The 12,201-nt window shown below is 64.2% G+C and carries 13 protein-coding genes; 5 read left to right on the top strand and 8 right to left on the bottom strand.

The genetic code is table 11. The features are described 5' to 3' along the window. Positions 1–55: 55 nt before the first annotated feature. The gene (locus AB5Y95_RS13075) at positions 56–523 is read right to left on the bottom strand and encodes a YMGG-like glycine zipper-containing protein (RefSeq protein ID WP_005298287.1); all 468 of its coding nucleotides are present in this window, start codon (positions 521–523) and stop codon (positions 56–58) included. A 209-nt stretch (positions 524–732) separates the two neighbouring features. Further along, positions 733–2,292: a diguanylate cyclase gene (locus AB5Y95_RS13070; RefSeq protein ID WP_054545390.1), complete on the bottom strand. Its 1,560-nt coding sequence runs from the start codon at positions 2,290–2,292 to the stop codon at positions 733–735. Positions 2,293–2,580: 288 nt separating this feature from the next. Between AB5Y95_RS13070 and AB5Y95_RS13065 the strand changes: the two genes are divergently transcribed. After that, positions 2,581–3,183, top strand: a complete 603-nt coding sequence (locus AB5Y95_RS13065) for a nitroreductase family protein (protein WP_017780555.1) — start codon at positions 2,581–2,583, stop codon at positions 3,181–3,183. 46 nt (positions 3,184–3,229) lie between these two features. On the opposite strand, the gene AB5Y95_RS13060 is transcribed toward AB5Y95_RS13065, so the two are convergent. Both AB5Y95_RS13060 and AB5Y95_RS13055 read right to left on the bottom strand, forming a co-directional pair. Then, complete coding sequence (locus AB5Y95_RS13060; RefSeq protein WP_042049685.1) at positions 3,230–3,880, bottom strand: HAD-IA family hydrolase; 651 nt, start codon at positions 3,878–3,880, stop codon at positions 3,230–3,232. Then, complete coding sequence (locus AB5Y95_RS13055) at positions 3,877–4,122, bottom strand: hypothetical protein (protein WP_005298276.1); 246 nt, start codon at positions 4,120–4,122, stop codon at positions 3,877–3,879. Before AB5Y95_RS13055 ends, AB5Y95_RS13060 begins: the two co-directional genes overlap by 4 nt. A gap of 116 nt (positions 4,123–4,238) precedes the next feature. Between AB5Y95_RS13055 and AB5Y95_RS13050 the strand changes: the two genes are divergently transcribed. Further along, positions 4,239–5,147, top strand: a complete 909-nt coding sequence (locus AB5Y95_RS13050; RefSeq protein WP_005298273.1) for a LysR family transcriptional regulator — start codon at positions 4,239–4,241, stop codon at positions 5,145–5,147. 57 nt (positions 5,148–5,204) lie between these two features. On the opposite strand, the gene AB5Y95_RS13045 is transcribed toward AB5Y95_RS13050, so the two are convergent. From AB5Y95_RS13045 to AB5Y95_RS13030, 4 genes are all read right to left on the bottom strand, one after another. Next, positions 5,205–6,161 (bottom strand): sensor domain-containing diguanylate cyclase, encoded by a 957-nt coding sequence (locus tag AB5Y95_RS13045; protein WP_005298271.1) that lies wholly within the window; start codon positions 6,159–6,161, stop codon positions 5,205–5,207. 162 nt (positions 6,162–6,323) lie between these two features. Next, entirely contained in the window at positions 6,324–6,986 is a 663-nt protein-coding gene (locus AB5Y95_RS13040; protein WP_368161291.1) for an excalibur calcium-binding domain-containing protein, read from the bottom strand. A 116-nt stretch (positions 6,987–7,102) separates the two neighbouring features. Further along, positions 7,103–7,669: a cysteine hydrolase family protein gene (locus AB5Y95_RS13035; RefSeq protein ID WP_117402530.1), complete on the bottom strand. Its 567-nt coding sequence runs from the start codon at positions 7,667–7,669 to the stop codon at positions 7,103–7,105. A 33-nt stretch (positions 7,670–7,702) separates the two neighbouring features. Next, complete coding sequence (locus tag AB5Y95_RS13030; RefSeq protein ID WP_368161289.1) at positions 7,703–8,866, bottom strand: FAD-dependent monooxygenase; 1,164 nt, start codon at positions 8,864–8,866, stop codon at positions 7,703–7,705. A gap of 267 nt (positions 8,867–9,133) precedes the next feature. Here AB5Y95_RS13030 and miaB point away from each other — a divergent pair, with 267 nt between their 5' ends. From miaB to ybeY, 3 genes are read left to right on the top strand one after another with little or no spacing between them, the layout of a single operon-like run. Further along, positions 9,134–10,567 (top strand): tRNA (N6-isopentenyl adenosine(37)-C2)-methylthiotransferase MiaB, encoded by a 1,434-nt coding sequence (gene miaB, locus AB5Y95_RS13025; RefSeq protein WP_005298264.1) that lies wholly within the window; start codon positions 9,134–9,136, stop codon positions 10,565–10,567. 55 nt (positions 10,568–10,622) lie between these two features. Further along, a complete protein-coding gene (locus AB5Y95_RS13020; protein WP_010633155.1) occupies positions 10,623–11,666 on the top strand; it encodes a PhoH family protein in 1,044 nt (347 codons plus the stop codon). Then, positions 11,663–12,127, top strand: a complete 465-nt coding sequence (ybeY, locus tag AB5Y95_RS13015) for an rRNA maturation RNase YbeY (protein WP_017787985.1) — start codon at positions 11,663–11,665, stop codon at positions 12,125–12,127. Before AB5Y95_RS13020 ends, ybeY begins: the two co-directional genes overlap by 4 nt. Positions 12,128–12,201: the final 74 nt, after the last annotated feature.

Raw genomic sequence — 12,201 nt, 5'->3', positions numbered from 1 at the left:
TAGCGACCAAAACGAGAGAGGGGCCCGTCGGCCCCTCTCTCAATGCTGGCGGCGATCAATCATCGTCGTGCCATCTGTGTTTCTTGTGCTTCTTGTGTTTCTTGTAGTGCCTGTGGTCATCGTCGTAGTAGCGATCGTTGCTCTTGTGGCCATCCCCGGTCTTGGCCCCGATGGCAGAGCCGCTGGCCCCGCCGACGCCGGCCCCGATCAGTTGACCCGTGCTGCCACCCACGCTCTTGCCGATGGCGGCCCCGCCCAATGCCCCGACGGCCCCGCCGAGGGCAGCTTCATTCTTGTTGCCCTTGTTGGCCGTGGCCGCGCCGCCGGCCGCCCCGCCCAGTGCAGCACCCACCAGGGCGCCGGTGTCACCGCCCAGCTCCTTGCCGATCATGGTGCCGGCCACGCCGCCCGCACCGCCGCCCAGGATGGTGTTGAGGGTCTCCGACGCCTGCGCCGCACCGCTGGCCAGCAGCAGTGAGCCCAACAGGGCCAGGGCGCGCATGCCGTGCTTGTTCATCTCCATGGGGTACTCCTGTCAAACCTGATTAATTTCCCCGAACTATACGATTCCCGGCAAAGGGCGCCACTGTCGCAGCAGAGCGACACCCGGCTAGGCACGACCTGCCGCGCTGACCAAATCAGGATTAACCTTTTGAATTTGCTTACTAAAAAACAGATGTTGTGAAATAGCAGCAGAGGCAGTCGCTGGCCCCCCGGGCAGAGCGCCCCCGCTCACCCATGATCGATATGACAGGATCTGTCAGCATCTCCGTCCGGCCGGGGCCACTGCGTCAGCGACCAGCCGTCGCGCCCCAGCCGTTTGCTCCGGTAGAGGCACTCGTCGGCCCGCTCGAACAGCAGGGCCCCGTCCTCCGGGCAGTGGGCGCCGCCCACGCTCAGGGTCACCGCCTCGTGAAACTCGCGCCAGCGCTGGTTGCGCACCCTGGTCAGCAACCGGGTCAGCCCCGCCTCCAGCTCGCTGCGCGGCCAGGGCAGCAGGGCGGCAAATTCGTCCCCCCCGATCCGGAAGACGCTGCCGCTGCCAAGCTCGCTCACCAGCAGCTCGGACACCCTGCAGAGCACGCCATCCCCCACCGCATGCCCCCAGCTGTCGTTGATGCGCTTGAAGTGATCCACGTCGAACAGCAGCAGCCAGTGGGGTGTCGCGCGCTCTTCCAGCTCGGCGCGACGCTGGGTGAAGGCCCGCCGGTTCATGATGCCGGTGAGGGGATCGTGCAGCAGCGCATCCTGCCCCTGCAGAAAACTCGCCCGCACCTGATCTATCTCGCTGAGGCTGTCATGTACGAACCAGGTCTTCAGTCGGCCGGGTCTCCTAGCCTGGGTCGGATCCCGCACTATGCCGGTCAGCGAGCCCGCCACCAGCGCCTGCTCCTGATTGAACACCCGCACCAGAAAGTTGATGCTGCAAAACCAGATGGCAAACAGCAGGAGCAGCGGCAGTGCCACCATCAGCAGGGCTTCTTCAAGGTCGTCATGAAACAGCCTTGGCGGCAGATAGATGTTGAGATCCCAGTCGATATCCTCCAGCTCGCGGCGCAGGTGGCTGCCGTGCCAGATCACCGCCAGCCCCTTGTCCGCGCCGCCCGGCTCGGCCGCTGACGGCTGATAGAGCCCCATGTTGCTGCCCACCACCAGCTTTCCGTCCTCCCGTGCACTGATGTAGATGGCCGCCCGGTTGCTGCCCATGGCCCGCTGCAGAGCCTGCTCGATGGTGTTGAAGGACATGTCGACCATCAGCAGGCCGAGCAGTTGATCGTCCAGCCCCTTTACCCGCTTGATGAGGGTCAGGATCGGCTTTTGGGTGTCGAACGCCGGATAGGGAGCGAGCCAGACGAGATCCGCCCCCGGCATCGACAACGCCCGATACCAGGGCCGGCTGGCGGCACGATACTCGACCGGCTGCTGCCAGGCCGGGTAGCTGCTGAGGCGATCCGTCTGTGGGTGATAGAAGTAGATATAGTGGCTGTCGCGCTTGATCTGGTGGGCGATGGCCCAGAGCGGGTTGTCGGCCGGCTCGCCGCGGGCGATGGCGGCCTTGTCCAGCGATGCCTCCAGCACGGCGATCTGACGCTGGTTGGCCAGCACCAGCTCGTGGATCAGAGCCGCTTCGAGGGAGGAAAGCATGTGACCGTAGCCGGTCACCGTCTTGTCGATGCTGCGCAGATAACTGGCCATCGCCAGGGTGAGGGTGACCACCAGCACCAGGGCCCCCAACAAGAGGGTAAACGAGGTCAACAGATAATAACGCCGACTAACCAACCACTGGATCATCAACACTCCGCAACAAAAACTGGAATGCGAGAATTTTATGGTGCTCAAACGGAATTATTCATTGATTGATATCAGCCGAATTTCGGCTAACTGACAAAAAACACATAAACGTGACACCGCTCCCCCGCGTCACGAAGAGGCATATCAACAAAAAGTAAAAACAGTGACCACTGTGCGTTGACGGCTAACCCGCAAGAGGGTGTTATAGTCTACAACTCGAGCAATCGGAGCCGGATGGCCTTGCCAAGGATCACCGAAGACGATTCCCCGTCAAACAAAGGAGATGTTATGAGCAGTCCGTTTATCGAACAGATCAAAGTACGTCGTACCATCTATGCCCTGGGTGACCAGGTTTCCCATACGCCGGAGCAGCTGACCGCCCTCATCCAGGACGCCATCAAGCACAGTCCCTCCTCGTTCAACTCCCAGAGCTCCCGCGCCGTCATCCTGTTTGGTGCCCAGCATCACAAACTGTGGGACATCGTCAAGGCTGAGCTGAAGAAGATAGTGCCGCCGGAAGCCTACGCCCAGAGCGAAGCCAAGGTGAATGGCAGCTTCCGCGCAGGTGTCGGCACAGTGCTCTTCTTCGAAGACACCGACGTCATCAAGGATCTGCAGCAAAAATTCGCCCTCTACGCCGACAACTTCCCCATCTGGTCGGAACATGCCACCGGCATCGCCCAGTTTGCGGTCTGGACCACCCTGGCCCAGGAGAAGATCGGCGCCTCCCTGCAGCACTACAACCCGCTCATCGACGAGGCGGTGCGCAAGGAGTGGAACCTGCCCGCCAGCTGGCTGCTGCGCGCCCAGATGCCCTTTGGCAGCATCCAGCAACCGGCCGGTGACAAGACCTTCATGGACGACGCCGTGCGTTTTCGCGTGTTCAAGTAATAGTCCCGTCGCCAGTCAGGCCCCCGCTCGCGGGGGCTTTTTGTTGTCAGGTGAGCAGCGTCAGCTGCAGACCCTCAGCCTCCACCACCACGCTCACCTGGCGCCAGTCCTGGATCAGGGCGCTGATGCCGGGACTGAGCCGCTGCCTGCCCCCCACCTGTACCACGCGGCAACCCGCCCGCAGGGCGCTGCTGATACCGGCGGGCGCATCTTCAAACACCAGGCAATCGGCGGCGGCCAGCCCCAGGTGCTCTGCCGCCAACAGATAGGGTTCGGGATCCGGCTTGCCGTGTTCTACATCCTCGGCCCCCACCAGCAGAACGGGCAGCGGCAGACCGGCGCTGCGCAATCGATGCCTGGCCACCCGCTGACTTGCAGAGGTCACCACTGCCCAGCGCTCGACGGGCAGACTTGCCAGCAGGGGCCGGGCGCCGGCGAGGGCCTCGGCCTGGCCAGTGTGATGGATCTCGAGATCGTCGAGCAGGGCCACCTCCTGTGCCAGGTCAAGCTGCGGGGCCAGGGTACGGATCACCTCCCGCGAGCGTACCCCGTGGCACATGGCCAGCACGGGCTCGGGATCCAGCCGGTGGCGGCGACACCACAGCCGCCACACCGCCTCCACCTCGCCGGTAGAGTGCACCAGGGTGCCATCCATGTCCAACAGCAGGGCGCGGGCCCGCAGCGTGAGCATGCTCATGAAACGGCTCCGGCCACGGCGGGTTCGGCCCCGGCCAGGATCTCGCCGAAGGCCCGCCGCTGGGCAGCCTGCTCATAACAGGCCAGCGCCTGCTCGGCGTTGCTCGCCCAGACTTGCAGCGGACCCACCGCAAAGCCCTGCAGCAACAGGCTGGTCAGCAGCTCCCCCGTCTCCGGCGCAGCCAGCGGCTGGGCCAGCACCAGATCTCCCTTGATCAAAAACAGATAGCGTTCGGCAGGCATGAATGACTCCTTGTTAGCAAGCTGACGGGGCCGACAGGGCCCGCTTCAGGTCTATTAGAACAAGGCAGTTAGATAATTTATAATCACAAAATGGCCACTTTCGATAACCAAACAGAATGAAATTCGATTTGAGACAGCTGCAGGCCTTCGTGACCCTGGCGGAGACCGCCAACTACCGGGAGGCCGCCAACCGCCTGTTCATCACCCAGCCGGCGCTCACCAAGCAGATCCAGGGGCTGGAACAGACCCTCGGCAGCACCCTGTTCAACCGGGGGCGCCACGGCGCCGAGCTGACCGCCATCGGCACCCAGCTGCTCACCCAGGCCAGGGCGCTGGTCGAGCATGGCAAGGGCTTTGAGCGCCACGCCCTGGCGCTGGCCAGCGGCATTGCCGGACGACTCAAGATTGGTTTCGGACTGTCGAGCTTTGCGCTGGCGCCGGCGCTGGTGGCCCGCTTCAAACAGCAGGCCCCCGATGTGATGGTGCACCTGCAGGACATGACCTCCGCCATCCAGCAGGAGCGGCTGCTGTCGGGCCAGCTGCAGCTCGGCTTCATGCGCCGGCCCCAAGCCCCGCAGCTTAGGGAGCACAGGCTGCTGACCGACCGGCTGGTGCTGGCGGTGCCGACCCAGATGACGCAGCCGGATCCGGCCGCCTTCGACATCGAGCAGGCCTTGGCCAGCCAGCCCTTGCTGCAGATGGTGGGGCACCGCTGCCCCGGCCTCAGCCAGCAGATCGCCAGCTTCCTCGGCGCCAACCGGCTGACCGGCATGGTGCAGGAGGCAGAGGATATCCAGACCCTGGTGGCGCTGGTGGCCGCCGGCATCGGCAACGCCATCCTGCCGCGCAGCGTCAGCTTCATCGCGGGCCGGGACGTCACCCTCTATCCCCTCTCCGGCCCCTGCTCCGAGTGGGAGATAAGCCTGGTGTGGAACCCCGACTTTGCCGACCCGATCCGCGATCGTTTCTTGCAACTGGTCGTCGATGCCCATCCCGAACCGCAGCCGGCCGGGCAACAGCGTTAACAGCAAGCAGAATCGTTCATAGAGAGCAGGGTCGCAGGCAGGATAAAACGAGGAATATCAGGGGGATGGCAGGGCACTGCAGCTGACGCTGTGGCAGCGATTCTTGCCCCCCTGCTTGGCCAGATAGAGCGCCATGTCGGCGGCGCTCAGCAACTCCTCCTCCGAGACGCGGGCCTGCTGCGGCAGCAGGGTGGCGATGCCGACGCTGGCGCTGAGCCTAAGGGTGTCCGCCCCCTGGATCAGCAGCTCGCCGATGCCGAGGCGAATGGCCTCCCCCATGCGGGCGGCGGCCTCGGCCCCGGTGTTGCCGAGGATCAGGGCAAACTCGTCGCCGCCGAAACGGCTCGGCAGATCGGTGGCTCGCTGGCAAAAGGTGCTCAGCAGCCGGCCCACCTGCTGCAAGAAGTCATCCCCCACCTGATGGCCGAAATGGTCGTTGCACAGCTTGAAGTTGTCCAGATCCAGCATGATGAAGGAGAGCGGGGTCTGTTCGCGCATGCTGCGCCGCCACTCGTTGTGCAAAAAGCTGTTGAACAGTCGTCGGTTGGCCAGCCCGGTCAGCGGATCGTGCAGGGAGAGGTAGGCCATATCCAGCTCCTGCAGCTTGCGCTCCGTGACGTTGATGTGGCTGATGGTATAGAACTCGACCTCGATACCCGGGATGGCGGAGACCCGCATCATGAACCAGCGCTGGGTGTCCGGGCTGTGACAGGGGTACTCCAGATGAAAGTGCTGCTGTTCATGGCGCAGCACCCGCCGGATCCCCTCCGCCGCCATCAGGGCCAGCGGCTCCACCGAGTTGTCGCACACCCGCAAGTAGTTGACCCCCAGCCAGTCATAGCCTGCCGGCATGCCGTTCTGCTCGGCAAAGCGATTCCAGGCGAGGTTGGTGTAGTGGATGACACCGTCCCGGTCGATCACCGAGATCTGCTCCTCCAGCGAATTGAGCAGCGCGGCCAGGTATTGCGCCCGATCGGAGAAGTGAAACAGTGAGCCCTGAAAATAGTCCGCCATGACCGCACTCCTCACCCAAAAACGACGTCCCCGACATGGCCGCGACAACCGGAGCCATCCCGGCCCGCCCGCGTGTTGCCAATGACCGAGGCCACACCTGCCATGACCCGACCAGCAAGATAATGATAGATGATCAACGACTTGAGTCGGCCTCCGGGTCCGCTAGTGACCACACCACTGCCGCTCGCAGGGGATGCCGTCGCCCTCGCCGTCCATCCTGGTATTGGGGCAGTTTCGCAAAAACCAGGTCGCCTCCTCGCAGGAGGTCATCTGGGAGCAGTACTGCCGACCGTCGCACTGGCGGACGAAATTGGCGGTCTGCTGCGGGGTGTCCGAACTGTCGGCCTCTGCCTGGCTGAACGCGGAAGTGGAGGTAGGTGAAACCGACTCGGCCGAAAAACGGGAGTAGAGGGAGAAGATCCCGACCAGCACCAGCAGCGGGATGAGCTTGCCGCGCCAGTGGCTGCGGCGCCGGTAGGCGGGGCGAGGACGCGTGTGCTGCGGGGTAGGCCCGCGGACCGCCAGGATGCGACTGCCCTCCGACATGCGGCGGCCCGCTAGCGTGGGTCGACTCTCATTGCCGTCTGCCAGCGACAGGGGACGCTCGGGGAAAAACACCAGCTCGGCCCTGGGCTTGCCATCCTGGCCGGCCCCCACCAGGTAGGAGACCCGCTCCCCCGCCATGGGCGGCAGGCCGTCGCACCTCAGTGCCGAGATGTGCACGAACAGTTCGGCCCCTTTCGGGGTACCCTCCCCCTGCTCGGGCGCGATAAAACCAAAGCCGCGCGCCTCGTTCCAGCGCACGATCCGTCCCTGATAACGCATGTCCCCATCCTTGTGGCCATCGATGCTCGCTTCATGTTGCCCAAAATGGCTGCGGCCCGACAGGGGGCCGCAGACAAAATGTCAAAACAGTGAGCAAGCTCCGCCTGCCGCCGGGCTCAGGCCAGCTGGGCCACCTTGATGATCTCGGCGATGCGGCCGAGCAGGCGCAGCGACGCGTGGTGCTCATTGGCATCCGCCGCTGCGCAGGCATCTTCCAGGATGGTGATGGCGTAATCCCGATCGTGACCCTCCCGCGCCGCCGCCTGAATGGCCCAGCCGGTGCTCACGCCGCACAAATAGAGATGGTCGATGTGGTTGGCCCGCAGCGCCGGCTCCAGCGCCGTGCCGTAGAAGGGGCTGACCCTGGGCTTGGTCAGCACCAGATCGCCGGGTTGCACATCCAGATCAGGGTGAAAGTCGGTGCCGGGGTCGGCCAGCGACAGCGCGCCGAACTGGTGGGCCCGGCCAAACATGGGGGAGCCCTTGGGCTGCAGCAGATAGTGCGGGTCAAAGCCCACCTTGACCTGTACCACCAGCCAGCCGTGGGCGCGGGCATGGGCCAGCGCCTGGTTGGCGTGCGCGATGGCGTCCTGCTCCAGCACATGGGCCGCCGAGGCGGCGATGCGCCCGTCCGGGTGGGCGATGTCGTTGATGAAATCGATCACCAGCAATGCCTTGTTCATGGGCTCTCCTCCCTCATGATGGCGCCACGCGCCTTAAACCAGCCCCAGCGCATAGCGTAGCGCCATCTCCTTGAGCGGGCCCGCCTTGTCCGCCAGATTGAGGGCCAGGTTGCGGGCCAGCTTGAGCGGGCCTATCTCGTTGCTGAACACGCCGTAGAAGAGATCCATCCCCGACTGCATCAGCAGGTTGTCCGGGCGGCGCCGCCGTTCATAACGGGTCGCCAGTTCGGGCTTGTGCCACTCGGCACCGGCACTGTGCAACAGATCCGCCCAGCAGGCCACATCCTTGAAGCCGAGGTTGACCCCCTGCCCCGCCAGCGGGTTGATGGTGTGGGCGGCATCGCCCAGCAGCACCACCCGGCCGGCGTGGTAGTCGTTGGCGTGGCGGCGCACCAGCGGGAAACTCCCCTTGCCGGTGACAGTAAAGCCGCCGAGCCGGCTCGGGAAGTGGCGGCGCACCTCGGCTGCCAGCCCCTCGTTGCTCATGGCCGCCAGCGCCCGGATCCGGGCCGGGCTGTCATACCAGACCAGGGAGCCATGCTGGCCGGGCAGCGGCAGGAAGGCGCGCGGGCCGCTCGGGGTGAACTGCTGCCAGGTGATGTCTTCCTGCTCGAAGTCGGTGTCGATGTTGATCAGCATGCAGTGCTGGCGGTATTCAAAACGCGACACCCCGATGCCGGCCAGCTGGCGGGTACGGGATTCGGCGCCATCGCAGGCCAGCACCCAGCGGGCGGCAAGCTCGCTGCCATCATCCAGGGTCAGCACCGCCTCGTCCGCGCCCTGGTGCAGGCTGGTCACCGCCGCCGGGGTATGGGTCTGGATGTTGGGGAAATCTTCCATGCGCCTGAGCAGCGCCAGCTGTACCAGCCGGTTTTCGATGATGTAACCGAGCTGGGGCTGGCCGAGGTCGGCGGCGTTGAAGCGGGTGACGAAGCCGTCCAGCTCCCAGGTCTCCAGCCGGCGATAGGGGCACAGCCGCATCTGTTGCAGGTGCTGCCAGGCACCGGCCTGCTCCAGCAGGGCCACCGAGGCCTGACTGATGGCGGAGACCCGCAGATCCAGCGGCTGCTCGGGGGCGTACTGCTCCGGCAACCGGGTCTCGATGACCCGGATGGAGAGGCCCTGCGCCGCCAGCAGACAGGCGGTGGCGGCGCCGACCATGCCGGCCCCGACGATGGCGATATCACACTGTTCCATAACTTGATTCCTGCAAGGGGTGGGCCCGGGCAAGGGGAGAGCGCAGCCGGACCGAATGGTCACATGATAACGCAAGGGGCGCCGAGAAACAGTGAAGGCCGTGGAGAATTAGTGCGCCAAATCAAGGAGAAAGCCGATGCCTCTCGGGGCGGCTACGGCTGCGTTCCGGCCATGGCGGGCTGGATATTTGCTAGGCAGTCTCCGGATTGCGGAGTAAAATGCCCGGTCCTTTGACCATGCCGCATTCAAAACAAGTCAAGAGAAGCAATGAGCAAGAAACTTCACATTAAAACCTGGGGCTGCCAGATGAACGAGTACGACTCGTCCAAGATGGCCGACCTGTTGGATGCCAGCAATGGCTACACGCTGACCGAAGAGCCCGAAGAGGCAGACGTCTTGCTGCTCAACACCTGCTCCATCCGCGAAAAGGCGCAGGAGAAGGTGTTCCACCAGCTGGGACGCTGGAAAAAACTGAAAGCGAACAAGCCCGGTCTGGTGATCGGCGTGGGCGGCTGCGTCGCCTCCCAGGAGGGGGACAACATTCGCACCCGCGCCCCCTATGTGGACATAGTGTTCGGTCCGCAGACCCTGCATCGCCTGCCCACCATGATCAAGCAGGTACAGGAGGGGCGTGGCGCCCAGGTGGACGTCGCCTTCCCGGAAATCGAGAAGTTCGACAGCCTGCCCGAGCCGCGCGCCGAAGGGGCGACCGCCTTCGTCTCCATCATGGAAGGCTGCTCCAAATACTGCTCCTTCTGCGTGGTGCCCTACACCCGCGGCGAGGAGGTGAGCCGTCCGCTCGACGATGTGCTCTATGAAATCGCCCAGCTCGCCCAGCAGGGTGTGCGCGAAGTGAATCTGCTCGGTCAGAACGTCAATGCCTACCGGGGCCCGACCTTCGACGGCGGCATCTGCACCTTCGCCGAGCTGCTGCGACTGGTGGCCGCCATCGACGGCATCGACCGCATTCGCTACACCACCAGCCACCCCATCGAGTTCACCGACGACATCATCGAGGTCTACAAGGACACCCCGGAAGTGGTCAGCTTCCTGCACCTGCCGGTGCAGAGCGGCTCCGACCGCATCCTGACCATGATGAAGCGCCCGCACACCGTGCTGGAGTACAAGTCCAAGATCCGCCGCCTGCGCGCCGCCCGTCCCGACATCACCATCAGTTCCGACTTCATCGTCGGCTTCCCGAACGAGACGGACGAGGATTTCGAGGCCACCATGAAACTCATCGAGGATATCAACTTCGACATGAGCTTCAGCTTCATCTACAGCCCGCGCCCCGGTACCCCGGCCGCCGACCTGCCCGATGACGTCGACATGGAGGTGAAGAAAGCCCGCCTGAGCCGCCTGCAGCACGTCATCAACAACCAGGCGATGCAGATTGGCCGCGCCATGCTGGGCTCCACCCAGCGCATCCTGGTGGAAGGGCCCTCCAAGCTCGACCCCATGCAGCTGTGCGGCCGCACCGAGAACAACCGGGTGGTCAACTTCGAAGGCCCGCACACCCTGATCGGCGGCTTTGCCGACGTGGAGATCACCGAGGTGCGCCCCAACTCCCTGCGCGGCAAATTCCTGCGCGGCGAGAACGAGATGAACCTGCGCATCGCCACCGCCCCGAGCGAAATCCTGGCCCGCCGCCCGGACAACGTACCGGATCAGCTGGGCGTGGCCGCCTTCACTCCCCACTAATCTGTTCACCCCATCCGGCCCCGGCCGGATGGGGTCGCGTCAAGACGAGGACACTTTGAGCCGACACCTCTCGACCCTGAATCTGCATCTGGAACCCGCCGACAACCAGCGTCTCGCCAGTCTGTGCGGCCCGTTCGATGACAACATCAAACAGCTGGAGCGCCGCCTCGGCGTCGAGATCAGCTACCGCGACAACCACTTCCAGCTGCTGGGCAAACAGGCCCAGGTGGACGCGGCCGCCGTCATCATCAAGCACCTCTATGTGGAAACCCAGCCGCTCAAGGGCGGCAAGGTGACCGACATCACCCCCGACATGGTCCATCTGGCCATTCAGGAGTCGCGGGTGCTGGAGCAGGATGACGAGCCGGCGCCGAGCATCCCCTACGGCAAGGAGGTGACGGTCAAGACCAAACGTGGCCTCATCAAGCCGCGCAGCCCCAATCAGGCCCAGTACATCGCCAATATCGTGCGCCACGACATCTGCTTCGGCATAGGCCCTGCAGGAACAGGCAAAACCTATCTGGCGGTGGCGGCGGCGGTGGATGCGCTGGAGCGCCAGGAGATCCGTCGTATCCTGCTGACCCGGCCGGCGGTGGAAGCGGGCGAGAAGCTCGGCTTCCTGCCCGGTGATCTCTCCCAGAAGGTGGATCCCTACCTGCGCCCGCTCTACGACGCCCTGTTCGAGATGCTGGGCTTTGAGCGGGTGGAGAAGCTGATGGAGCGCAACATCATCGAAGTGGCGCCGCTCGCCTACATGCGCGGCCGCACCCTCAATGACGCCTTCATCATCTTGGACGAAGCCCAGAACACCACCACCGAGCAGATGAAGATGTTCCTGACCCGCATCGGCTTCAACTCCAAGGCGGTGGTCACCGGTGACATCACCCAGATAGACTTGCCCCGCAACCAGAAATCGGGCCTGCGCCACGCGTTGGAAGTGCTGCAGAATGTCGACGGCCTCTCCTTCAACTTCTTCCAGTCCGCCGACGTGGTGCGCCACCCTGTGGTGGCCCGCATCGTGCAGGCCTACGAGGCGTTCGATGCCAAACAGGCGGCCGACAAAGTCGCCACCCACACCAGTAAAGAGAGTGCCCAATGAGCGTGACCCTGGATCTGCAACTGGCCAGTGCCAACACCGACGGCCTGCCGAGCGAGGCCCAGCTGCAGGGCTGGCTCGACGGCACCATTCTCGGCTTCCAGCAGGAGGCCGAAGTGACGGTGCGCATCGTCGACGAGGCGGAGAGCAACGAGCTCAACCTCACCTATCGCGGCAAGGACAAGCCCACCAACGTGCTCTCCTTCCCGTTCGAGGCACCACCCGGCCTGGAGCTGCCGCTGCTGGGCGATCTGGTGATCTGCCGCCAGGTGGTGGAGCGCGAAGCCATCGAGCAGGGCAAGCCGCTGATGGCCCACTGGGCCCATATGGTTGTGCACGGCAGTCTCCATCTGCTAGGTTATGACCATATCGAGGATGACGAGGCCGAAGAGATGGAAGCGCTCGAGCGCGACATCATGCAGGAGCTCGGTTTCGCCGATCCTTATCTGAACGACGAAGAGTAAACCGCGGGATGATCATCGCCTTGAAACAGCCGATGGTCATCCTCATATAGCCACAACGATTTCAAGTGTGTTCA

Origin of the sequence: Aeromonas sp. R5-3, assembly GCF_040908225.1 — a bacterium.
Lineage (GTDB): Bacteria > Pseudomonadota > Gammaproteobacteria > Enterobacterales > Aeromonadaceae > Aeromonas > Aeromonas dhakensis.
The sequence above is the reverse complement of the archived record's forward strand: the minus strand, read 5'-3'. Positions and strand labels throughout refer to the sequence as shown.

Excerpts from the sequence above, each read along its gene's own strand:
- AB5Y95_RS13055 (WP_005298276.1), bottom strand. The coding sequence starts at position 4,122 with ATGCCTGCCGAACGCTATCTGTTTTTGATCAAGGGAGATCTGGTGCTG.
- AB5Y95_RS13045 (WP_005298271.1), bottom strand. The coding sequence starts at position 6,161 with ATGGCGGACTATTTTCAGGGCTCACTGTTTCACTTCTCCGATCGGGCG.
- AB5Y95_RS13050 (WP_005298273.1), top strand. The coding sequence starts at position 4,239 with ATGAAATTCGATTTGAGACAGCTGCAGGCCTTCGTGACCCTGGCGGAG.
- AB5Y95_RS13035 (WP_117402530.1), bottom strand. The coding sequence starts at position 7,669 with ATGAACAAGGCATTGCTGGTGATCGATTTCATCAACGACATCGCCCAC.
- AB5Y95_RS13075 (WP_005298287.1), bottom strand. The coding sequence starts at position 523 with ATGGAGATGAACAAGCACGGCATGCGCGCCCTGGCCCTGTTGGGCTCA.
- ybeY (WP_017787985.1), top strand. The coding sequence starts at position 11,663 with ATGAGCGTGACCCTGGATCTGCAACTGGCCAGTGCCAACACCGACGGC.
- AB5Y95_RS13030 (WP_368161289.1), bottom strand. The coding sequence starts at position 8,866 with ATGGAACAGTGTGATATCGCCATCGTCGGGGCCGGCATGGTCGGCGCC.
- AB5Y95_RS13040 (WP_368161291.1), bottom strand. The coding sequence starts at position 6,986 with ATGCGTTATCAGGGACGGATCGTGCGCTGGAACGAGGCGCGCGGCTTT.
- AB5Y95_RS13060 (WP_042049685.1), bottom strand. The coding sequence starts at position 3,880 with ATGAGCATGCTCACGCTGCGGGCCCGCGCCCTGCTGTTGGACATGGAT.
- AB5Y95_RS13070 (WP_054545390.1), bottom strand. The coding sequence starts at position 2,292 with ATGATCCAGTGGTTGGTTAGTCGGCGTTATTATCTGTTGACCTCGTTT.
- miaB (WP_005298264.1), top strand. The coding sequence starts at position 9,134 with ATGAGCAAGAAACTTCACATTAAAACCTGGGGCTGCCAGATGAACGAG.
- AB5Y95_RS13065 (WP_017780555.1), top strand. The coding sequence starts at position 2,581 with ATGAGCAGTCCGTTTATCGAACAGATCAAAGTACGTCGTACCATCTAT.